Source organism: Paenibacillus piri (genome assembly GCF_004354045.1).
In the GTDB taxonomy this organism is placed as follows: Bacteria; Bacillota; Bacilli; order Paenibacillales; family NBRC-103111; genus Paenibacillus_S; species Paenibacillus_S piri.
The window spans coordinates 289,716-313,166 of the sequence record NZ_SMRT01000001.1; the positions used below are offsets into that span (position 1 = coordinate 289,716).

The 23,451-nt window shown below is 51.9% G+C and carries 18 protein-coding genes; 12 read left to right on the plus strand and 6 right to left on the minus strand.

Annotation, left to right across the window (positions count from 1 at the left end):
* Positions 1 to 390: 390 nt before the first annotated feature.
* Positions 391 to 816, plus strand: a complete 426-nt coding sequence (locus E1757_RS01225; RefSeq protein WP_133225004.1) for a VOC family protein — start codon at positions 391 to 393, stop codon at positions 814 to 816.
* 228 nt (positions 817 to 1,044) lie between these two features.
* Here the strand turns inward: E1757_RS01225 and E1757_RS01230 are convergent, their stop codons facing one another.
* From E1757_RS01230 to E1757_RS01255, 6 genes are all read right to left on the minus strand, one after another.
* Positions 1,045 to 2,586, minus strand: coding sequence for a glycoside hydrolase family protein (locus tag E1757_RS01230; RefSeq protein ID WP_133225005.1), 1,542 nt, complete (start codon positions 2,584 to 2,586; stop codon positions 1,045 to 1,047).
* Positions 2,587 to 2,600: 14 nt separating this feature from the next.
* Positions 2,601 to 3,476 carry a carbohydrate ABC transporter permease gene (locus E1757_RS01235; RefSeq protein ID WP_133225006.1) on the minus strand — a complete coding sequence of 292 codons (876 nt, stop codon included), beginning with the start codon at positions 3,474 to 3,476 and terminating at the stop codon, positions 2,601 to 2,603.
* 13 nt (positions 3,477 to 3,489) lie between these two features.
* The gene (locus tag E1757_RS01240) at positions 3,490 to 4,380 is read right to left on the minus strand and encodes an ABC transporter permease (RefSeq protein WP_133225653.1); all 891 of its coding nucleotides are present in this window, start codon (positions 4,378 to 4,380) and stop codon (positions 3,490 to 3,492) included.
* Positions 4,381 to 4,453: 73 nt separating this feature from the next.
* Complete coding sequence (locus E1757_RS01245; protein WP_133225007.1) at positions 4,454 to 6,106, minus strand: extracellular solute-binding protein; 1,653 nt, start codon at positions 6,104 to 6,106, stop codon at positions 4,454 to 4,456.
* A gap of 22 nt (positions 6,107 to 6,128) precedes the next feature.
* On the minus strand, positions 6,129 to 7,901 hold the full coding sequence (locus E1757_RS01250) for a glycoside hydrolase family 127 protein (protein WP_133225008.1): 1,773 nt from the start codon (positions 7,899 to 7,901) through the stop codon (positions 6,129 to 6,131).
* Positions 7,902 to 8,074: 173 nt separating this feature from the next.
* Positions 8,075 to 10,345: a helix-turn-helix domain-containing protein gene (locus E1757_RS01255; RefSeq protein WP_165971910.1), complete on the minus strand. Its 2,271-nt coding sequence runs from the start codon at positions 10,343 to 10,345 to the stop codon at positions 8,075 to 8,077.
* Positions 10,346 to 10,627: 282 nt separating this feature from the next.
* Between E1757_RS01255 and E1757_RS01260 the strand changes: the two genes are divergently transcribed.
* From E1757_RS01260 to E1757_RS01310, 11 genes are all read left to right on the plus strand, one after another.
* Complete coding sequence (locus tag E1757_RS01260; RefSeq protein ID WP_133225010.1) at positions 10,628 to 11,389, plus strand: YveK family protein; 762 nt, start codon at positions 10,628 to 10,630, stop codon at positions 11,387 to 11,389.
* Entirely contained in the window at positions 11,370 to 12,038 is a 669-nt protein-coding gene (locus E1757_RS01265) for a CpsD/CapB family tyrosine-protein kinase (protein WP_133225011.1), read from the plus strand. Before E1757_RS01260 ends, E1757_RS01265 begins: the two co-directional genes overlap by 20 nt.
* Before the next feature lie 241 nt (positions 12,039 to 12,279).
* On the plus strand, positions 12,280 to 13,170 hold the full coding sequence (gene galU / locus E1757_RS01270; protein WP_133225012.1) for a UTP--glucose-1-phosphate uridylyltransferase GalU: 891 nt from the start codon (positions 12,280 to 12,282) through the stop codon (positions 13,168 to 13,170).
* A 19-nt stretch (positions 13,171 to 13,189) separates the two neighbouring features.
* The gene (locus E1757_RS01275) at positions 13,190 to 13,873 is read left to right on the plus strand and encodes a sugar transferase (RefSeq protein ID WP_133225013.1); all 684 of its coding nucleotides are present in this window, start codon (positions 13,190 to 13,192) and stop codon (positions 13,871 to 13,873) included.
* Positions 13,874 to 14,026: 153 nt separating this feature from the next.
* Entirely contained in the window at positions 14,027 to 15,331 is a 1,305-nt protein-coding gene (locus E1757_RS01280; protein ID WP_133225014.1) for an efflux RND transporter periplasmic adaptor subunit, read from the plus strand.
* A 17-nt stretch (positions 15,332 to 15,348) separates the two neighbouring features.
* A complete protein-coding gene (locus tag E1757_RS01285; RefSeq protein WP_133225015.1) occupies positions 15,349 to 17,079 on the plus strand; it encodes a hypothetical protein in 1,731 nt (576 codons plus the stop codon).
* A 61-nt stretch (positions 17,080 to 17,140) separates the two neighbouring features.
* Positions 17,141 to 18,079, plus strand: coding sequence for a glycosyltransferase family 2 protein (locus E1757_RS01290; protein WP_220446476.1), 939 nt, complete (start codon positions 17,141 to 17,143; stop codon positions 18,077 to 18,079).
* The gene (locus E1757_RS01295) at positions 18,076 to 19,248 is read left to right on the plus strand and encodes a glycosyltransferase family 4 protein (RefSeq protein ID WP_133225017.1); all 1,173 of its coding nucleotides are present in this window, start codon (positions 18,076 to 18,078) and stop codon (positions 19,246 to 19,248) included. Before E1757_RS01290 ends, E1757_RS01295 begins: the two co-directional genes overlap by 4 nt.
* 3 nt (positions 19,249 to 19,251) lie before the next feature.
* Positions 19,252 to 20,721: a hypothetical protein gene (locus E1757_RS01300; protein WP_133225018.1), complete on the plus strand. Its 1,470-nt coding sequence runs from the start codon at positions 19,252 to 19,254 to the stop codon at positions 20,719 to 20,721.
* Positions 20,718 to 22,010 (plus strand): glycosyltransferase family 4 protein, encoded by a 1,293-nt coding sequence (locus tag E1757_RS01305; RefSeq protein ID WP_133225019.1) that lies wholly within the window; start codon positions 20,718 to 20,720, stop codon positions 22,008 to 22,010. Before E1757_RS01300 ends, E1757_RS01305 begins: the two co-directional genes overlap by 4 nt.
* A 60-nt stretch (positions 22,011 to 22,070) precedes the next feature.
* Positions 22,071 to 23,441, plus strand: a complete 1,371-nt coding sequence (locus tag E1757_RS01310) for a lipopolysaccharide biosynthesis protein (RefSeq protein ID WP_133225020.1) — start codon at positions 22,071 to 22,073, stop codon at positions 23,439 to 23,441.
* The last annotated feature ends 10 nt before the right edge of the window (positions 23,442 to 23,451 follow it).

Genomic DNA, 23,451 nt, shown 5'->3' on the forward strand with positions numbered 1-23,451 from the left:
AACGTACGTCCGCGAAGGATGGCGAAGCCAACCCCGCATCCATCCGCCCAAACGTAAATCCTGCACAAAGGACACCGAAGGCATTTCTTTTAATATCAGAATTTATAAGTTTTCAGCGGAGCTGAACAATTCTGATATTGCAAGAAAAGCTACATCTAAAACACGAATGTATCTTCGTCGGAAGGGCTTCGGTCAGAAGCTTTTCTTAATAAGAAAAAAAAAAAATTGCGAACATGCGTTCCGTGGTTTATAATCGGATTATGGGTAATACTGGTTGTTGGGTAGATTGCGTTGACAACGATCCGGGTTCACCGCCCGAATCAAATTATTAGCCATAATGGAAACGCAGCTATGCCGATAACGGACAAACCTTAAAGGAGAGGATTTACAATGACATTGCGATTGACTCCGTATTTGATGATGAATGGAAATGCGAAAGAAGCGATTGAGTTTTACGAAAAAACGCTGGATGCCAAAATCCTCTTTAACCAAACTTTCGGGGAAATGCCGGAAAACCCGGAATTTCCGTTACCGGCAGAGGCTAAAAATCTCGTATCGCACGCCATGGTGAAGATTGGCGAATCGGATCTCATGTTCTCCGACACGTTTCCGGGCCAATCGCACCAAAGCGGTAGCCAGGTGACCATTTGCATTACGACGGACGATAAAGAAAGAGCGAAGCAAATATTTGACGCCTTGCAGCAGGGCGGTCAAGTGACTATGCCGATGCAGGAAACGTTTTTCAGCCCGGGTTACGGTGTCGTAATAGACAAGTTCGGCGTTACGTTCCAAGTATTTGTGGAAGGCAAGCAATAAACTCGTTCAGCTTTGCTGAACATCGGGGAATCAGATGGGGGCTCTACCCCACCTGATTCAAGGCCCACCTTAGAGGTGGGGTCTTAACCCGATAAAGTCGTAATCGGATAAACCGGATTGGTCCGAACTGCACCGTTGTTTACGTAGAGGCGCAGTCATGACGGTGTAAAGGCAAAGACTCTGCTCGCTTCATTTCGCGACAGAGTCTTTTTCCGTAGAAAGCGTCATTCAACGAATTCCCCGGCGCTTTAGTTTGGCAAGCAGATAGAACGCGTTCGCGTAGCCGGTAGCGACTTTCAGGAAGGGCAGCCCGGTAATTCCGGAAGCAAGGCTTGCGCCAGCAATACCGCCGTAACCTGACCCTGCTTCATCGGACATGCTCGCTTCGCACCAGGCAAGCGCGCGGTCGGCGGAGTCCAGCAGCTGCTTCCGGCCCGTCATGGCGTACAGCTCCAGAAACAGATAGGCGAAGATCGGAATCGTTTTTTCGCAAATGCCCGAGCCTGCCTTGACTGCCGGGTCAGGAGCGTAATAGCCCAGAAGGTAATTCCAGGAGCCGTCGGCATTTTGATTCTCGATCATCTTCTCGGACAGAGCCAACGCTTCCGCAACATATTTATCGTCCCCATTGGCGCTGCAGCAGGCCGCCAGCCCTTCGAGCACCCAGGCATGGCCTCTCGTGAACAGCCTGTCGTCGACGCCGGAGCCGGGCGTGTAGTTTTGACCGTAGTAGCCGTTATCGAGTCTGAACTGACCGATAAACCGGTCCATACAGAAGCGAATGACCGCGTCGTAGGAGCTGCCGCCCGTCAGGCTATCGTACGCTGCAAAGCCTTCGACATTAAAGCCGGTATCCACGAACGCTTTATTTTCCCACGCTTTTTCTTCGAAATAGTAATGGGACGGGACGAAAGGCTGCGTATCAATGATATGTTCCACCCAGTCCAGCGCAATCTTCGAAGCGTGCAAATAGGTTTCGTCCCTGGTATGCTCGTACAACGGCAGCATCGCCCACTTCACCGTAAACGAGGTGTCGTTCGGCCCCAACAGCCGGTCGAACGACCTCGCCGTTTTCCCGTAATAACGATGCCGCGAGACGAAGGCGCCGTATACTTCATCGGAAGGATCGGTTATTTGATTGCGGAGAAACGCCTTCCCGATATCCAACGCCAGCCGTTCGAACGATGCGTTCATGTCCGGGTATACGTTTTCTTGAACCAGCTTCAGCATTGCGGATACGATAGGCGCATCGCTCCACAGCCAGCAGGGCATCCGATGACAACCGTTCGTATAATCGTAGATGGCATAGCAGGAGCCGTGGAATGGCGATTTGCCGGGACCTTGAATTTGCGCGTTCAGCAAAAACCGGGCTGCGGCATGGACCGGATCGGCCGAAGGCGGCAGATGCGGGACTTCCGCCGTTTCACTTGCTTCACCGCCGTTTCCTCCGGTTATAAAATCAATGCGTTTTACATGGATTTGCCCTTTGAAGGCAAGCGTGTTTTCGCCGGACTCGCATTCCGCGATATCGAATCGGACGACAACATCCCGGCCGCTGATTCGCATCGTTCGATGATTTAAATATTCGTTCAAAGCGATGACGGCGGTTTCGCTGACGACATCCATCGTCAAAGCAACCGTCTCGGTCATCCCGTAGTCTTCCGCCGGAATTTTAAAAAACAAATAGTCATATTTCGTATGTTCCAGCACATAATCGTTAGCCAATACGGTATTCGATAGCTGCAGCTTTTCAAACTCGGCAGTTTTCATGTTCATCTCTCCTGTTAACCTTTGATGGCTCCGATCATAACGCCTTTGACAAAATATTTTTGGACAAACGGATATACCGCAAGCAGCGGGGCGACCAGGATAATGACCGCAGCGGATTTGATCGATTCCGGCGTCATCGACGTCATATCCTCCGGCTGCAAATTACCCAGCTGCGTCATCAGCTGTTGATTTTGCACCATTTGCTGAACCATGACCATCAAATTTGTTTTCGTACTGTCCGAAATGTAGAGCGTAACGCTCATAAACGCATTCCAGAACGTAACGCCGTAAAACAGGGTGAGGGCGGCCAATACGGGCTTGGCAAGCGGAATCACAATCGTAACAAGCAGTCTTCCTTCGCTGGCGCCGTCTATTTTGGCCGATTCCTCCAATTCTACGGGAATATTTTCGAAGAACGTTTTCAAGATCAGCATATTATAGACGCTCACCAATGCCGGAAACCAGAGAGCGCCGTACGTATTCAGCAATCCGAGCGATTTGACGACCAGGTATGTCGGAATCATCCCGCCGGTGAAGATCATCGTAAAGACGACGGCCAGCGTGATGGCCCGACGAAATACGAAATGGTTTTTGGACAGCGGGTAGGCTGCCATGATAGTAGCCGTCATGCTGAGCAGCACGCCGACGACGGTGATGAGTACGCTGTTGCCAAAGGATCTGATGATGGAAGTGCCGTTGATCAGCGAATCATAAGCTTTCCAGTTGAAGCCGACAGGCCAGAACGTCACCTTCCCCGACATAATCCCGCTCGTATCGCTAAGCGATAACGCCAAAGTATTGACCAGGGGCAGCAGGCAGCTTAACCCTAATGCCAGCAGTATGATGTAGCTGCACAGATTGAACACTTTGTCTCCCGTTGTATCTTTCATCGCGATGCCTCCTTTACCACAAGCCTTGGCCGAATTTTCTGGAGATGTAGTTTGCCGAGAGCACGAGGACAAGACCGATTGCCGAATCGAATAAGCCGAGAGCGGTCGTCATGCTGAATTGCATGCCCTGCAGGCCCATGCGGTATATAAAGGTGCTAATGACTTCGGCGACGCCGGATACGACAGGATTTTGCAGCACGAAGGCCTGATCGAAACCGACCTCCATCGCCTTGCCAAGTCCCAAAATTAACATAATGACCATCGTTGGAACAATCGCGGGCAGCGTGACATGCCACATTTTTCTCAGCTTTCCGGCTCCGTCCAGACTGGCGGCTTCGTATAGCTGCGGATCGATGGACGACAAGGCAGCCAAATAAATAATGGCGCTAAATCCCATTTCCTTCCATATGTTCGAGCCTACGAACAAAGCGATCCAGGAGCCTTCCTTGTACAAGAAAGGGTATGGCTCCCCGCCAAATTTTTTAATAAAATCGTTGACGATGCCCGAATCCTGAGAAAAAATCGTAACCACCATACCGCCGATAATGACCCACGACAGGAAATGAGGCAAATAAACGATCGTTTGGATCGATTTTTTAAACCAGAGCGACCTAACCTCATTCAACAGGATTGCGAGCAATATCGGAAACGGAAACCCGATTACAATATTCAAAATGCTGAGCACAAACGTATTTTTAATAATGATAACCATCTGCGGATTGGCGAACAGAGCTCGAAAGTTGTCCAACCCTACCCAAGGACTGCCGGAAATTCCATCCATGAAATTATAGTCTTTAAATGCAATGACAAGTCCGAGCATAGGAACGTATTTAAATACGATAAAATAGATCGCAATAGGTGAAAATAACAGCAGTAAAAAAGCATTTTTGCGTATTGCGTTCATTGTACTCGTGTTGGTCACACCGCTTCACCCCACCTGACTTTACATCCAAGGGGGCTTGTCGCCCCCCGATTCATTATTTCTGGACCAAGTCGTAAATTTCTTTTTTCGTCATCAATTTGTCTTTGTTCTCTTTGTACCATTGACCGAACCATTCTTCCAGCTTCGTGCCGCCCGTTTTTTCCCAGACGTTTTTCGCATCCTTAATCGCTTGGTCGACGGTATAGGAATTGCCGCTTACAATCGCTTTCACCATCATATCGTTAATTTGCTTTTCCAGATTCGTTGCTATAATTTGCAAATCCTTCGGATAGGAAGGGTAGTAGGACGGGTGCATAAATTCGGGAAACGGTCTTTCCGTTGTCAAATAAGCGGCATTGGCCTGATCGACGATCGCTTTAAAGCTTTTATTGACAGGATTGCCCGTATCCAATTGGCTTGAAAATAAGCCGCATTTACCTTCCAGATAGAAGTGGGAAAGCATCTGAAAATCGGTTGTCCAGGAAACTTCCTTCTTCCACTTGTCTTCATTGATCGTCTGCGGACAGCCATTCGGCGACATTTTATAGTGCACGTTTTCTTCGCCGTACTTCAATGCTTTCATGGTGGCATCCTCGGACATGAAATCCACATATTTAATTATGGATTCCGGGTCCTTGGCGTTTGCGGTGATCATGCCGTTGTAGGTGATCGGCGGAGCCGGCACCGGACTGAATTGCCCGAACGGGCTCTTGGGCAGCGGGATCGCCATCACTTCGGCGTCAGGGTTGTTTTTCATCAGCTCGGTAAACGCGTCCAAACCATATTTTTCCGCAGCGTTGTTGAGGCCCCAGATGCCTAATTTTCCGTTAATCCAATCTTGACGGCTTTTCTCCCCGTTTTTGTCGGCCAGGAAATCTTTATCGACCACACCGCCTTCGTATAAATCTTTTTTAAATTGAGTCGCCGCCTTCAAGCGGTCCCAATCCCGGATCAGCGCGCCGTTTTCGACAACCCACGTTACATTTTGGAACATCTGGTTCACAATTTTGTCGTTGCCCGGCTGAGGCGCGGTCGGGCTTAACGACATTCCGCGCGAATCTTTCTTGCCGTTTCCGTCCGGATCGTTCTCGGCGAACGCTTTCGCGACCTGGTACAGCTCTTCGGTCGTTTTGGGCACCTGAAGGTTTAGTTTCTTCAGCCAATCGGCCCGAATCAACAAACCTTCGTTGACCCGGACGCCGCCCATCCGGCCAAATTCGTACAGCTTGCCGTCCGCTTTTACCCCGAACGATTTGATTTGCGGATACTTTTGAATGAGCGCTTTGTAGGTCGTGCTGTATTTGTCGATCAAGTCGTCCAGAGGAACGACCTGCTTTTGGGCGATCAGTTGGTTTCGGAAAGAAACGTCGAATTCCTGAATATAGTTGGGAACATCGCCTGAAGCAAACAGCGCATTAAATTTGGACACCGACTCGAAGCGCGGGATCGTGACGAAATTGACGTTGACCGGTCCGTTTTTGTTCACCCACTCGGTCCAGCTGTTTTTCTCCGGAGTTCCGGCGTCCGGCGGCGTAATTCCGCGATCGTACAACGATACGGAGATCGTCCCATTCTTCTTGGCGTCGGTCGCAGCTCCTGTTCCGGCTTTGCCGTTTTTAGACGATGCTCCACATGCCGACAGGACGAGCAGGGCTGCGGCAATAGCTGCAGCGGTCGCGGTACGGCGCTTGAAACGTTTCTTGTTCATTGAAAACTCCCCCTGGATCGTATTAATGTTCGCGCAGCTTCAATTCTTCCAAAATGGCCAATCCGAAAAATCCTGACGTATACACATTGGACAGCCGATACCATTGACGATAAACGACCCCGGATTGCACCGTGCAGCCGATAATGCCGCCCAAGCCTTCCCGGTCGCCGCCTTCGTAAACATTGGTTAAGCACCACTGCAGCGCTTTTCTCGCCGCCTCCAGGTGACGCTTGTCGTTCGTAAAGCGGAACAAGCGGTACAGGAGCAGGCTCCATAACGAGGTCGCTTTCTCGCCGGCTCCCGCAGCCTCCAGAGACTGATTGCAATAATGCGCCCAGCATCCGGATTCATGCTGCATGCCGATGACGGCCTCGGCCATTTTGATCGCTTTCTCCAGGTATTTGCCGGAAGGGGAAAGCCGATGCGCCGCGATCAGGCCTTCCATTCCCCAGCCCAGTCCGCGCGTCATATATTCGCATGTTAACCGCATGCGTTCGTTGCGGAGCCAGGACCGGTCCCATAAGCCGTCAGGACGCTCCAGCTTATCCAATACTTTATCGATCCAATTTTCGCCGATTTTTTTGTACCGCTCGTCTCCGGTTACGCGGTAAAGCTCGGATAAGCCTTCCGTGCAAAACCCGATCTCGTCGATCGACCAGTTCGTCCATCCTTTGGGCTCCTCCAAGTAATCCATCGGAGCGATCTCGAATTCCGAAATGAGCGCTTCGGTCGACAAAGCCAATTGTGCGGCGCCATTCAGGAAATCGCGATTGCCGGTCGCTTCGAAAAGCGGAATCCACGCCCAGCCGGATAAAAAATTCGCATCGGCCGCCGAATGGCATTCGACGACGCCATACTCGAGTTGGCTGCCATATTTCCAGCGCGATGTCGTAATGCCATGGGCCGGATGCGCAAGATGCTGTTTCCGGAACAGCAGGCTCGTTTGGCCGATCTGCTCGGCGGTTTGCAGCAGCCCTTGACCGGCAAATGCCGCAAGCTTGTCGCTTTCGACGAGCAGCTTAACGGCGGGACCCCAGCTCCAGATCCAATTCGGGGACCGGTACGTTCTCGCGTCGTGGTCATAAAACAAATACAATCCTTCGTAAAACGGGCTTCGCGGATTGCGGTTCTGGCTGTTTCGGATATACGTTAAGGCCAGATCCAGTTTGCTTAACAATAATTCGCTGTTCCACGCGTCGCCTTCGATGAGGGAAACCGCTGCCGCCTGCTGCAGCTTGGGACCTTCATACGCGGCCCGGGCGAGCAATTGAGTTCCGTCGGAAGACGTTCCGTAAACTTCCACGGTGCCATTCCAATCCTCGGAGAGCAGCCAGTACGTATGCCGGAAACCGATTCGCTCATTCACTCTGAACGTCTGCTTCACAATGAACCGCTCGACTTCAGACTGGCCGCTCACCCATAAACTGTTTTCCCAATGCTCGAGCACGCTCGCGTCGATCTCAATTTCGCGGCTCAGCGGCTCTTTCCTCTTATTGAAGGCGCCGTTCATCACATATTCGCCTTCGGTGTCGGCACGGAACGTGACGACAGCCGCCATGGCCGGCTCCAACTCCAAGTCGATAACAGGGAACAATACTTCACCCGCTGTCTTGGGCTGCGCCAGCAGTTGTTCCCGCTCCGGATGGCGGTGCGAAATATCGCTTAATTTGCTAACCGGGTTGTTCCGATCGCTGTAAATGCGTACTTCGATTTCTTGCACGCCGGCAGGTATCTCTAGCGATATTTCCAATTGGGTTCCCCTTTTGTGCAGATTCATTCGGGATGTCTGACTCATGCTCTTGTTTCCTCCTTCGGATGCTTTGCCTTTCGTACAAGGAAACTATAATCAAGAAGCGGGACATCGTAAATAAACAAGAATCCGCCGCAGACACGGAATTCCGCCGCATTTACGCAAACAAAAAAGACGCCGCATAACCTGCAGGTCAGGCGGTGTCCGATGCACATTTCTCAGCTATCCTCATTTTTCGTCCTGCCGGAATCGGCGTATTCGTTGCGATAATCGCCAGGCGTTTGACCCGCTATTTTTTTAAACACCCGAATAAACGAAAAGGAATGCGCATATCCTACTTTTTCCGCAATTTCCTGAACGGTGCCGTTCGGCTGCTGAAGAAGCCGCTTCGCATGCTCTACCCGAACCTTCGCCAAATAGTCTACAAACTTCTCGCCGAGCTCCTCTTTGAACAGCTGGCTGACATACTTCGGGGCAATGCCGAATTTCTCGCCCAAGTAATCCAGGGATAGGTCGGACTGATGGAAGTGTTGATCGATGTAACCTTTCACTTCTTCCATCTGCTGGTAGCTGTTTCGCGTTGTCCGCAATGTTTGCAGCTCGTCGAATATATGACTTAAGTACATTTCCAATTTATTGCATATATTTTTCAGCGATTCGTCCGTTTCCATAAGACGATGCAGCTCGGGAAGATGCGCATCAACCCATCTTTCCGCTTGACCGGCCGGGAGCTTCCTCATTTCTTTATCCAAATGGAATATTAAATAATTCATCAGATGCTGAAAATCCGAATCCGAGATGAACTGCTGCTGTACAGTTTGAAAAAACTGCTGAAGCTGCGCCTTCCATCCGTTCTGTCCCAGCCGGTATTGCTGGGCAATCTGACTGATCAATTGGAAGTGATCGTACGCTTCACCCTGCGAGCGGCCTCTAATTTTCAAATATTCGATAATTTGCCCGTCCCCGAGCGTTAATTTGTAATCGAGCGCTTCCATCGCGTGTTCATACGATTCGCTCAAGTCCATGATGTCGGACATCGGTGATCCGAGGCCGATTGAAACGGTCAGCCCCAAATATTCATGAATCCAGCCTGCAAGATCCTCATAAAAATGAAAGATGCGCTTGTAATATTCGTTCGGGTCGCTCTCGCCGTAATGAATGGTCGATATATGGGAGTCCGACCGCCATTCCGACCAACTTGTCAATTGATGCTTGTCGGACATTTCCTTCACGGCGCTGAACATCGCAAACCGGAGCAAGTTTTGATCTCTGACCGAGTACTGCTTGACAAAGCCCGAATATTTATCAATCTCGATAACGCCTACCGTCAGCTTGGTGAATTCATAAGGCAGACCAAGCTCTATCATTCGGCCGCGCCATTGTTCCATCGTCATCGGCTGCTGCCATTCGAATAGTTCCCTTAAAAAGGACTGTCGCCGATAGGCCAGGTTCTCAACATCCTTCTTCGAATATTGATGCAATTCATCAATCATGGCTTCCACAGCGGAAGAAATAAATTGAAATTCGTTTTTTGATTTTTTATTCAATGAAAAACTGCCGTTCGTTTGCAGTACCGCCTGGATTTGTTCGGTAATGGATTCCACAGGGCGGGAATTTCTTTTGCTGACGTACAGAATCCACAGCACACCCAATATGATCAGAAAAGCGCCAATCAATACGGAAACAACGGAAATCGAGTTGACAAAGCTGAAAAAAGTATCGCTTTTCAATGTGCTCTCCATCGTCCATCCGGAGTAATCGGACCGTACCGTGTCAATATGGGCATAGCCTTTAACGGTATCGGGAATTCCGCCCTTGATCAGGTTTCCTTCTTTATCCAGCAATTGCATATAACTGATATTCGAGCTGCTTAAGCCGGAAATGAGCTTCCCCAGCGTTTCGATACTGACATTAACGACGACCAGCCCCAGGCTTCCGGAAACGAGCGGGGTACGGAATACAAGGGAAACGACCTGCTTCGGTGTACCGTTTGGAAACTCCTTGTACTCCCTTTTGGCCGACCAGTCTATCGTTTCCGTAAATTGCGGCGGATTGTTCAGATGGCGGTAAATGTACTCCCTGTCTCCGAACTGGTCCAGCTCCATGATCCCGTTCGGGCTCAGAACGGTTTTATCCATGGATCGCACAATGTAGATGGAATCGATCAGATTGTTGCCCGACATAATGTCGTTGATTAACCGGGACGGTTCATAGACGGTATAGTAAGTGCTGTTATTGCTCACATTGTAAAAAAAGTAATTGAATTTTTCATTTCGCGACAGCTCCTTGTACATACTCTGATCGATCGTTTTGAGCGAATTGTCGATGACCTGGATCGCATATTGCGTAAACAACGAGTTTGCCGTGACCGCCGCTCGCTCGGTAAATTTGCCTATCGAATAGAACGATATGAAAATAAGCGACAAAGTGATTAGAAAAAACACCGGCAAATACGATAGCAGCAAATGATGATACCAACGTTTGTTCAAGTCCTTTGCAGCTCCCTGTAGATAGGATAGTCCAACCTTTTTCATGATGGCGCAAGATCTTCTATTTTGCAACATAAAAATGAGGAAGGGTATAGAACATGGTTTTGTGAATTGTGATACAATTTGGAACACAAAAAACGACATTTTTAAAAAAAGTGATTGACAAGATACATAACGTATCTTAATATAGGTCTATGAACATTGATACACATTGTATCACAGTAATAACAAATTGTATCGCGAGCACTGGGCGGGAACAGCAAATTTTTAAACGGGGGGTTAATGATGGAGCTCAAAGACTGTGTAAGAATTGTGAAAAAACGTCTCTGGCTGATTGTTCTGTGTGTCGTCGTCTCTACCCTGACAACAGCGCTATTCAGTCACTATAATTCAAGGCCGATTTATCAGGCGTCAACGAAATTGATCGTCAATAAAACGATCGAGCAGGGGCAGCTGGGCAAGGAGCAGATGGATTTCGGCGCCATATCCACGAGCATTTCGTTAATCGACACCTACAAGGAAATTATTAAGACGCCGGCGATCATGGACAAAGTCATCCAGCGGTACCCGGATTTGCGCTTGACGGAAGACCAGCTTATTAAAAGCATCAATGTCTCCGCCTTGAACGGCACACAGGTCATGACGCTCATGGCCATCGATCTTTCCTACGAAAGAGCCGTCAAAATCGTCAATGCGGTTTCCGAGGTGTTCAAATCGGAAATTCCGAAAATTATGAAGGTCGATAATGTCACGATACTGAATGTAGCCAAAATGAACGACAATCCACAGCCGCTCAATTTGAAAACAAACCAAAATATCATCATCAGCTTTGCCGTTTCGCTATTGTTTGGCGTCGGCATCGCCTTCCTGCTGGAGTTCCTCGACGATACCTTAAAAACGAAGGAAGATGTAGAAGCCGCGCTCGGTTTGCCGACGTTTTCGGTCATCCCCGTCACGAAAGTAAAAGCATTGAAGCTGCAGCGAAGCAAGAGAGCATCCCGAAGACAGGTAGGTGAAGCGCCGTATGCTACGACAAGAAACTAGCGCTGCGATTTTGATGCAGACCCATCCCGATTCCGCTGCGGCGGAAGCGTACAGAACATTAAGAATCAACATCGATTTTGCTATCGCCGAACGGGGGATCAAGACGATTGCCGTCACATCGGTTCAACAGGATGAAGGAAAGACGACGACTGCGTTGAACTTGGCCGTCGCCTATGCGAGAGCTGGAAAAAAAGTGCTGCTGGTCGACGCCGATTTCAGAAAGCCGGCCGTTCACCGGGCATTCGGGAACAGCAACGGCTTCGGGCTGGCGGATGGCTTGATCAGGCAGCGACCGCTTGACGGCCTCATTCAGGCATCGGGCATTGACAACCTGTCGATTATTACAACCGGACCCGCTCCGTCAAGTCCGTCGGAGATGCTGGCGTCCGACAAGCTGGATGAGCTGCTTGCCGAGCTGAAGCGAGGCTACGACATGGTTCTTATCGATACGCCGCCTTCGCTCGGCTTGATCGACGCCAAGATTGTAGCGTCCAAATGCGACGGCGTGCTGCTCGTGGTGGAATACCGCAAAGTAAAGCGGGCCGCCGCCAAACGAGTGAAAGACGAACTTACCAACGTGAAAGCCCATGTACTGGGTGTCGTATTCAACAAAATAAACAGCAAAGACGCCGAAGCCTACTATTACTAATACCCTTTTCATTCATATTGGGCATTGTTCAGGTAATGTCTACTGTACCTTTATCACTGTAGGCACTCGGCCATGCTGTGGGTTGGCAAGACCTTAGACGTTGATTGTCAAGGGTGTGGCGTGAGGGAGGGTTAGATGCCCTATTATTTTAATAAAAATTCTAGTTATACTGTGTGACCGCAGGATCAGACAGTATAATTAGCGTTTTTATTTCATTTATTTCGGGTTAGGAGGATTAGCCATGTACAAGATTAGAAAAGCCATCATTCCGGCAGCAGGGCTTGGAACGAGATTCCTGCCTGCAACGAAAGCGATGCCCAAAGAAATGCTGCCTATCATTGACAAGCCAACCATACAATACATCGTAGAAGAAGCGGTCGAATCCGGAATAGAGGACATTATTATCGTAACCGGGAAAGGCAAGCGGGCGATCGAGGACCATTTCGACCATGCGTTCGAGCTGGAATCGAATCTGGCCGAGAAGGGGAAGATGAAGCTGCTTGAAGAAGTGCAGCGATCTTCCAAGGTGGATATTCATTACATTCGCCAAAAAGAACCGAAGGGCCTGGGTCATGCCATCTGGTGCGCAAGAAGATTTATCGGCGACGAGCCGTTCGCCGTACTGCTTGGCGACGACATTGTCCAGGCGGAGGTTCCGTGCCTGAAGCAGCTGATGAACCAGTATGAAACGACCGGCGCATCCGTCATCGCCGTGAAGCCCGTGGCCGATAACGAAACGAACCGCTACGGCATTATCGATCCCTTTGCCAAAGACGGCAAGCTGTATCAGGTCCGCAACTTTGTGGAAAAGCCGCCGATCGGCAAAGCGCCGTCGAATCTCGCGATTATGGGCCGCTACATTTTAACGCCGGAAATATATCAGTTTTTGGATTTGCAGGAGGAAGGCGCGGGCGGAGAAATTCAACTGACGGACGCGATTCAGAAATTGAACCAGATTCAGCAGGTGTTCGCTTACCACTTTCAGGGCGTTCGATACGATGTGGGCGAGAAGCTCGGGTTTATATTGACCACGCTCGATTTTGCAATGAGAAATGAAGAATTGCGCGGGCCGCTTATTTATGCAATGGAGAAAATGCTGGAAAATCAATCCATGCCGCGGGTAATCGGATAGAAGGAGTGCAGGGAAAGGTATGGCCAACTTTACGAATGAAGCGGAAGTGCTGAAAGCGGCACGGTATTATCCTGAAAACGATATAATGGCAAACCGCAAATATTACTTATTGGCTAAAAAAACAATGGATATCCTCGGCGCGATCGCGGGTATCCTTCTTTGTTTTCCGCTGCTGTTGGTCATTGCCATTCTGATTAAGTGGGAGGACCCGAAAGGGAGCGTCTTTTTTAAACAAATTCGTCTCGGCAAAAACGGCAAGCCTTTTTATATGTACAAATTCAGATCGATGGTTGCCAATTCCGAGGAGCTGCTCCAGCAGCTGCTTTCGCAAAACGAAATGAACGGGGCGATGTTCAAGATGAAGGACGATCCGCGCGTAACGCGAATCGGCAAATTTATCCGAAAAACGAGCATCGACGAAATGCCGCAGTTGTGGAATGTGCTGAAAGGCGAGATGAGCCTGGTCGGTCCCAGGCCGCCGCTCCCCAGAGAGGTCGAGTCCTATACGAGCTATGACCGGCAGCGGCTGCTCGTGACGCCCGGCTGTACGGGGCTGTGGCAGGTTAGCGGCCGCAACGGCCTCAGCTTCAAGCAGATGGTAGAGCTGGATTTGGCGTACATCAGGCAGCGCAGCATATGGCTTGATATGAAGCTGATTTTGAAGACGGTGTGGATCATCGTTTTCCCTAACAACGCTTATTGAGAGACTGTCGATGAATAGGGAAAAGGGCTTGGAGAAGACCTCTCCGAAGCCCGTTCCCGCCCTTTAATCAACAGTCTCATTGAGGCGGTTAGGCAGGGCTATGATGCGCGTCGGTCCGATCCTTCAAGTATATGAATAAGGAGAATATGCGCAATGAGAAAAGCTCGATTGAGACAACATTCGTTGACCCGGACGATGGTTTCGGCAACCGGCATATTGACGCTTAGCGCCGCCCTGATCGCCGGCTGCTCGCAAATGAACGTACTGCTGCAAAATCCGGTTGAATCGTCGCAGGAGCAGCAGGCCAAAGCGATAAAAACGGAAAAAATCAGCAAGCAAAAAATCGGCGATCCGCTCGAGCAGGCTGCCGAGGTCATGTCCTCCGTGCAAATTAACGTCAATGCCAAAGCGGGCGGGGACATTGAGCAAATCGTGAAAAAGCGGGGCGATGTGGTTCAGGAGGGCGAGGTGATCGTCAAGCTGAATTCCTCGGAATTGAAGGTACAGCGGGAAAAAGCGCTGCTTAACCTGAAAAGCGCGCAGGAGGCGCTGGATCGGGGCAAGCGTGAGCAGGAGCGGGCCAGAAAGGATTACGACAAGCAGGTCGGCGATATGCGAAACTCGATCACCAAGCTGGAGCAAACCGTAGCGGATCTGCAAAAAGCGCATAACAAGGTGAGAAACGATTACGATCACGGCCTGGCGACGAAGCTCCAGGTTTACCAGTCGCAAACGCAGCTGAAAAATGCCGAGCTCGATTTGCAGCTGTTGAAGCAGCAGCAAAAAACGATGGGTCCGGCCAATACGTCGCCGGTGTCCGACAATGAGCTAAACAACGCACAAATTTCGCTGCAGCAGGCGGATGAGGCGCTGGCCTCCCTTGAAGTGAAGGCTCCCGTCAGCGGGATGCTGACGGAGCTGCCGATCCAGATGGGCATGACGCTGGCCGCCGGCGCGCCGGTAGGGCTGATTGAAAAGCTGAATCCGGTTAAAATCAAAGGCTTCCTGCCCGTGGAAGCGGCCAAATTCGTTCGCGGCAAAAGCGAGCTGGCGTTCTTTTTGCCCGAATCGTCGCAGAAATCAAAAGGCAAGATCAGCTATCTTGCCAGCGTCATCGATCCGCAGGCCAAGGCGTACGAAATTAATCTCGAGGCGCCGAATCCGGACATGGCCTTGAAGCCGGGCATGAAGGTGCGGATGCAGCTGACGGATGAGCAGGAACAGATCGTCGTCGCCATTCCGACGCAAAGCATCATCAAGGAAGGCGATGTATTTTATGTGTTCGTACTGAACGGCGATATCGCCGAGAAACGCAGGGTGGAGCTGGGCCGGCTGAATGAGCCGATCCAGGAAGTGCTGTCCGGCGTCAAAGAGGGAGAGCAACTCGTCGTATCCGGTCAAAACCAGTTGAAGCCGAATGAGAAAGTGACACCACCTGCCGGGGGCGGATCAAAATAAGTATCGGAGGGGCAGATGTGAAAAGAAGCTGGATCAGAAATTTCACCAAAGTCGCCATTGGAGCAGCCTTGTTGCTATCGGTAAAGGCTCCGCTGATCGCAAGCGCGGAGGATGTGCCCGCGATTTTAAAAGCAGCGGATGTGTATCAATTGTCGACGACGATTAAAGCGCAGGTGAAGAGCGTTCTTAACGAGAAAGCGGCGGATGGAACCCGGATCGGCGCGGTCGTTCGTTTGTTCAATTCAGGCACGACCGTCACCCGTGTTCCGGACTATGAGGTCCGGATGAAAACCGAAGGCGGCGTCGAGTATACGTTGCGTCCGAGCACGGTTAATGCGGCGGCGATACAGCCGAGGGAAACCGTCGAGCTGAGCTATATGATTGTCGTCGACCGCGCTGACGATTTCTCCTTGCGGGAGCTGTCCTGGGCGGATGTCGACGAGTTCGAGTATCCGAGGAAGGAATCGATCGTATTGACGATTCCCGTATCGTCGCTTGAATGGAAAGGCGCCCAGGCTTCTGCGGACATGACCGCGGCCAGGAAATGGGGCGAGCCGTTTAAAATTCCTGTGCTTTCCTCCGCATTGGAATACACGCCGGTTAACGTGATCCGTCAAAACACCCAGCAGGGACTTGTCAATATCGTCGTGCTGCTGGTTGAAAATAAAGGCTCGATGAAGGAAACGCTGCCCGGCTTTACGATCAGCGGCAAAACCGATAAGAAGATGTATTCCGGCAGCCGGCTCGGGCAGGACAGCGTATCGCTTGACCCGGGCGAAAAGCAGCTCGTCTATTATGCGATCCCGACGGAAAATAACGTCGATTTGACCAGCTTGACCGTTATGACGCCGGAGCTGTTTGCAGAATCGATCCAAACGAATATCAATTACACCGTCGGTCGGATCAGCATCCAGCTGCCCGCCAATATTAACCTGTCCGGCGTTATGGAACAGCCTGAACCGTACCAGACCGGCAAGCCGATCAAATTCGATCCGTACAACAAGCTCATTAGGCCCGAAGTGAACGTATCGCTGGTCGAGCTGCATATGCACAAGGCCGAAGGCGACGGCTATAAAACCGTTATCGCCAAGTACAAATTGGAAAATCGCAGCGAAAACCCGCTGCCGGTTCCGGGATTTACGGCGGAGCTGACGGGGAGCGACGGCCACAACTATTTGGGTACGCGCCAAAGCACGGCGGTACAGACGCTCGTACCGAATTTAAGCTATGTCATCAGCTATTCGTTCAATGTGCCCGACAGCGAATCGGGTGACCGTATGATTATGAAAATGATGGACAGTCAATCGGTCGCGCCGTATAACGTGCCGATCGCCGTTTTCCAGACGAGCGTTCAGAAGGAAGTGGACGATCAGGCGCTGCCGTTCTATCCGTTTACGGTGAAGCTGCTCGACTGGTCGCTCGGGTCCAGTCTGCTGCCCTCAAGCTCGGGCCTGACCTACGCGTACAAGCTGAGGCTTAACCTGGATATCGCGCGTCTGGACAATGTCGTAATCGATCAAAACTTTTCCAAAATGAAGGTGGAAATTATAGACTCGCAAGGCCGCGTGCTCGGTGCGGAAAGTACATCGTTCACAGGGGTGAGCCGGCTGACGAGCGGCTGGCAGACGATCAATTTCAACAGTTTGCGTACGGAGCAGTTTGAATATCCGCTAACGGTATGCCTCTACGAATCGATCGACACTCCTTTCGGAGAAGCGAAGCGTCTTGTTAAAACATTGAAGCAATAGCGGTATCCGCGAATCCGTGTTCCGGTGTTCCGGAAATTCAAACATAGGTGGTTCGATGCTTGTGATTTCGGTAATCATCCCGACTTATAAACGGACGAATGATTTGCATCGCTGCTTGCAGGCGATTCTGAATCAATCCCGTATGCCCGATGAAGTTATAGTCATCGCGCGCGACTCGGATGAAGCAACGTTATCCCTGTTAAGCCGGGAGTATGCCGGACATGATTGGATAACGGTCATTCGTACGGCGGTGCCCGGCGTCGTGGCGGCTTTAAATGCCGGACTCGAGGCGGCGAGGGGCGATCTGATTGCGATCACGGATGATGACACCGCTCCGCAATGCAGCTGGCTGCGCAACATCGAGGAGCATTTTCGCAACGACCCGGAATTGGGCGGTGTCGGCGGCCGCGATTGGGTCCATCATCACGGCCGGATGGAGACGGGCTCGAAGCGGACGGTCGGCAAAGTTCAGTGGTTCGGCAGAGTCATCGGCAACCACCATCTGGGTATAGGAGAGGCCCGCGAGGTCGACGTGCTGAAGGGAGCGAACATGAGCTACAGAAGGAGCGCGATCGGCAGCATCCGCTTCGAAACTTGCCTGAAAGGAAGCGGCGCCCAGGTCTACAACGATATGGATTTCAGCATGGCTGTGAAGAAAGCGGGCTGGAAGCTGCTGTACGATCCCCGCGTGGCGGTGAACCATTATCCGGCTCCCCGGTTCGACGAGGACCAGAGAAATACGTTTAACACGGTCGCCTTTTTCAATATGGTTCACAATGAAACCTATGTGCTGCTGCGAAATTTGGGAACGCTCAAGCGGATCTTTTATTTGATCTGGGCCGTGGCGGTCGGGTCGACATCTTCGCCGGGCTTTTTCCAATGGCTTCGTTTGCTGCCGGCAAGCGGGCATACGGCGAACAGGAAGTGGCTGATTTCGATGCGCGGAAGAGTGGAAGGAATACGGACATGGCGGACACTGAGTAAGGGGGAGTCGCGATGAAGGTTGGCATTATTATGCCTTTGGCCGGTTTGCACGGGGGAGCGGAGTTCATGCTGCTCGATCTGCTGCGCGCCAATAAGCTGCAGCACCAGATCGATTATACGGTCGTATTTTTTGAGCCGGGTCCATTGGTGGATGAAGTGAAAGCACTGGGCTATCCCGTATTCGTCTTAAAGGTCGGAAAGCTCAGGCAGCTGCACCGATATGCCTCGGCTTTGATTTCCATCTATTTATGGATGAAGCGGGAGAAGATCGACCTTGTCATGTCCTGGATGAGCAAGGCGCATTTATATGCGGCGCCGGCGGCAATGGCCGCGAAGGTGAATGCCGTCTGGTACCAGCATGGAATACCCGAGGAGGATGACAAGGCGGAGCGTCTGCTTGCCCGCATTCCCGCGAAAGCGGTATGCTGTCCGTCCCAGGCAGCCCAACACGCCATCAACCGGATCAACCCCGGCTTGCCGACCCGGGTCATCTACCCTTCGGTCGATTTGGAGGCATTCAACCCGCAGGCGGCGCCTCGGGTCGAAGAGGTCCGGCGGCAGCTCGGTTTGCCGGTCGACGCCAGCATTGTCGGCATTATAGCCAGATTGCAGCGCTGGAAGGGCGTACACGTATTCATCGATGCCGCAGCCTTCGTCGCCAGAGTCCAGCCGAACGCCCATTTTGTCATCGTAGGGAGCAGCCACCATTCGGAGCCAGAATATCCGGACGAATTGAAGCTGCAGGCGGCAAAAGCCGGAATTGCCGACAAAGTGCACTTTGTGGGCTTTCAAAATCAGCTGACCGACTGGATTCAGTCCTTTGATATTTTAGTGCAGGCATCCGTTCAGGAACCGTTTGGCATGGTCGTTATCGAAGGCATGGCAATGGGGAAAGCGGTGATCGCCACAAAAGCGGGAGGGCCGAAAGAATCCATCGTCCACGGCGAGAATGGGATGCTCGTTCCGCCGAATGATCCGGCCAGCCTCGCTTCGACCATCCAGAAGCTGATTGTCGACAAGAATTTCTACAGCCGGCTGAGCCGTGCGGGCATGGAGCGGGCCAAAGCGTTCAGCAAAGAGCGTCTGAGCGTGGAGCTGGCCGAATTTTTCGGGAATCTGAACAGCGGTCCGCAGAAACGGCAAACGTCCGTCCAGGAGCCGTTGGCAAAGGAAGTAGGGAACTGAAGCTTGAATACAATCCTTCAAAAAAATTGGTTGGACAACAAATACGTCAAATGGTTCGCGATCGCGTGCTGCGTGCTGCTGCTTGGCTACGCGCTCGGCATGATGGCGATTCGCCCGAGCAATATACGGCTGCTGTTGGCCGCTTCCCTTTTATTGCTCTTATTTGCTTTCAGCCTGCGCCAACCGATCATTGTCCTTTACTTGCTGATGATTTATATGCCGTTTCTGGCATTATTCCGGCGGATGCTGATTCCGCTGGCCGGATGGAACTCGATTGACCCGCTGCTGCTGGTGCAGCCGATTATTGTGCTCGTGCTGTTTTCCCGGTGGCTGTATGCCAAGTATATCGGCCGTCAGGAAATCACCGATGACACACCGATTTTTCGCATGATCCGTTGGATGATGCTGGTCGATTTTTTGCAAATCTTCAATCCGCTGCAGGGCAGCCTGTTGACCGGCTTTGCCGGCGTTATTTATTATTTCGTACCTGTTTGTTTTGTCATTATTAGCCGGGAATATTTCGATGAGGCCTGGATGAAACGAATGTTCGCCACCATTTTCGTCATCGGCATTATCGTTGCGCTGTATGGATATAAGCAATTTTTGTTCGGCTTTTCTTCGTTCGAGGAGCAGTGGATTGAAATTTCCGGGTTTACCGCGCTCAAGGTGTACAGTGTCACAAGACCGATCGGAACGTTCTCCAGCGGCTCGGAATATGCCCACTATTTGGGGATTGCGGCGATCATCGGCTGGGCATATGTGCTCCGCCACAGGTCGGGCATGGTGAAGCTGATCGGCTTGCTCGCCCTCGGACTCCTGTACTCGGCGCTATTTATCGAGTCGGCCCGGGGAGTCATTGTGACGGTAACCGCCGCTTTGACAGTCATTACCATAATGAGCACGAAGAGCACCAAAAATAAGGTATTGCTCGCGCTGCTGTCGGCGGCCGTATTGTCGGGATTGTTCGTCGGGATGTCGAAGCTGAATACGGATAATGATTTAATTTATCATTCGGTCAGCGGGCTGACGGATCCTTTCGGCGAGCATTCGACCGTTGACGGCCATCTCAGCTTGATGCGGGACGGTTTCCAGATCGGCTTATTGAATCCGCTCGGCCATGGGCTGGGCAGCACCACGATTGCCGGCGCCAAGTTCAGCGGCGCCGCACTGAGCTCGGAGGTCGATCTAAGCAACAAGCTGATGGCTACGGGAATCGTGGGCGGCACGCTCTACTTCCTGATTATAATCCGGACGCTGTACGCGGCATTCCGGCAGGTCAAGTTCGGACATATTAGCCATTTGATTATTTTGGGCGTCCTGATTGCCGAAGGCGGTCAATGGTTGACCGGCGGCCATTATTCGATAATGGGGCCGTTGTGGCTGATGATCGGCTATCTCGATAAGACGTCCGCCCCGCTGCAAAACAAGAACAAGCCATTACGAAAAGAGAAAGAGGAAGGTGCGTACCATTGAGAATCGCTTGGATCGGTCCTATGCCTAACAATGACGGGGGAGCCGTAGGAGTAGGCAGGCAGCTTTTACTGGAGCTGTCCAGACAGGGCGTTGAAGTGGACTGCTATTTTGTAGGGACGGAAGCGTCGGTGCCGGATGTGCTCAAGAAAGAGGGCAACTTGACGTTTCATTGCCATCCGTCCTCCTGGCAGTGGAACCGCTGGTACAGCCGGAATAATTATATGGCGTTCGTCACGGGACAGTTCGCCAACCTGCGCTGCGAGCTGAAGCTTGCCGAGGAGCTGCTTCGCAAGCATAAGCAGAAGCCGTACGATCTGGTCTATCAATTTTCCCATATCGAGCTTCATGCGTTAAGGCGGTTTAAAAAGCAGCTTCCGCCTATCGTTCTGCATCCCGAGGTACATGCCGCCGGGGAGCTGAGATGGCACCGGAAGGAGGCTCATCTCGCCAAAGTATCGGAGTCCTGGATTACGCGTTCCTCGATCCGGTTGCTGCTGATGGCCCGAAGCTTTGTGCAGAAGCGGCATATTAAGGATGCGGATTACATTATGAGCATCAGCAAAAACTTCGCCGACGATCTGAGGACGGACTATAACCTGGCTCCGGAGAAGGTAGCCTATATAGTGCCGAATCCGATCGACGTCGAACGGTATTATCCGAACCCGGGAGGAAGCCGGTCCGGAACGGATGGACGCCTCACATTTCTGTTCGTTTCGCGGCTTGCTGTCCGCAAGGGAGTCGAGATGATGGTCGAGCTGTCCCATCGGCTGGACGATATTTCCGATCAGGCCCGCATCGTCATCGTCGGCAATTATTCGTTATGGTCCAATTACCGCGGCCTGCTGGATCGGTTGAATCCGAAGGTGGCGGCATACATCGGTTCAGTTTCCGGCGGAGATATGGCCGGGCTGTATCATTCGGCGGATGCACTCATCCAGCCGAGCCACTATGAGCCGTTCGGACTTACGGTCGGGGAGGCGCTGGCATGCGGCTTGCCCGTTGTAACCAGCGATAAGGTCGGCGCCGCTGAGGATGTGGATCCGGCCTGCTGCCGGGTATTTCCGGCCGGTAATATGGATGAGCTTGAACGTCATGTGCGCATGCTGTTCCATGAGCTTCGCTCGCCCGGAAAGCAGGCGATTAACGAAACCGCGCGGTCGGAGGCAGTAAGGCTGTTTGCGGACCCCGTCGTTGGCGAAGAGCTGGTATCGATACTGCACGAAGTATGCCGCAGCGGAGCCAAACGAAAAGCGAAACCGGTATCCGAAGGAAATATGGCGGTCAATTGACAAGCAAGCCTGAAACGCCTATCGGCGAGACGCAAGGTCATTTTCTATCGGAGGTTTCTTATGGTAGTACATAACGGCGAAACAGGGTTGCGCAATTCATCCTTTGTCATGCAGACGATTCAAACGATGATCAGCATGTTCGGAGTGCTGGCAATCAATGTCGTATCCGCGATAATTTTATCGCGGGGACTGTCGCCCGATGATAGAGGCATTTACTTGGGAATTACAGTGTGGAGCGGATTCATTCTCGGATTATGCGATGTCGGCATTTTCATCGCCGCGATCTACCTGTGGGGGAAAAGCAAGGAGTCGGAGCGGAAGGATGTGTTTACGACTCTGCTGGTCTGGGCTTCGATAACCGGAGCTGTCACCGTAATTATTGTGATGCTGCTGGCCGGCTGGATGATCAAAGGTCATCTCGGGCCCGGTGAACTGACGGCGGCATACATTTATTACGCGGTATCGTTCGGCGGTCCGCTGACGAGCATGATCTCAGGCGTACTTGCCGCCGAGCAGCGGTTCGCCCTGATGAATTTTTGCCGTGTCGGGGTGCCAACCGTATTGACGGCGCTGTGGGCGGCTTACTTCTTCTTCGGGGAGCTGAGCATCGGCTTATGTTTGATCACATCGGCCGCCATATCGCTGATCAACGTCATCCCTTATTTATGGCAGGTACGGGGATATTTGAAATCGCTCGGCCGTTTCCGGATGCCGCTGTTCAAGAAAGGAATCTGGTACGGTCTGCGAAGCCACGGCGGATCGGTTATCAATGTACTGGGCGGTAGCGGAACGCAAATATTGTTATTTTCATTGACGCCCGCGGCGCTCGCTCTGTTTCAGACGGCCGTCAGCGCGACGGCGATTTTGTGGGCCATTCCGAAGGCGATCGGCTTTACGAGCCTGCCGAATCTGGTCAAAGAAGACCGTGCTCAGCTGCATGCCAAGGTATGCCGTTTTTTTCGGATGACGGCATTAAGCATCGCGCTCGGAGCGGCATTGCTCGGGCTGGCGGAGCCTTACCTGATCCCGTTCCTGTTCGGGCAATCGTACTTGCCGGCGGTTATGCCCGCCCTGCTGCTGCTGCCGAGCGCCTTGTTCGGCGGGCTGGCCGATCTGCTCGGCAATGCGCTGAACAGCACGGGGCGGACGCTGCACAATACGGTCGCCACCGCCGTCTATGTCGGCGTGACGCTGGGCACGATGTCGCTGACCATCGGGGTCTGGGGCATGAATGCAGCCGCTGTCGCCACGCTGGCCGGATATTTCATGGCTTTTCTTATCAGGCTCGTATGGTACAACGTGACGATCCAGCGCATGTCGTTCATGCAAATGATGCCCGGATACCCGGATGTGCAGGAACTGGTCCACTATGGCTTAGGCATGATCGGCAAGCTGGTCAGGAGGCGTGCGAACAGTGCCCATGAAGCATGATAAATTCAGG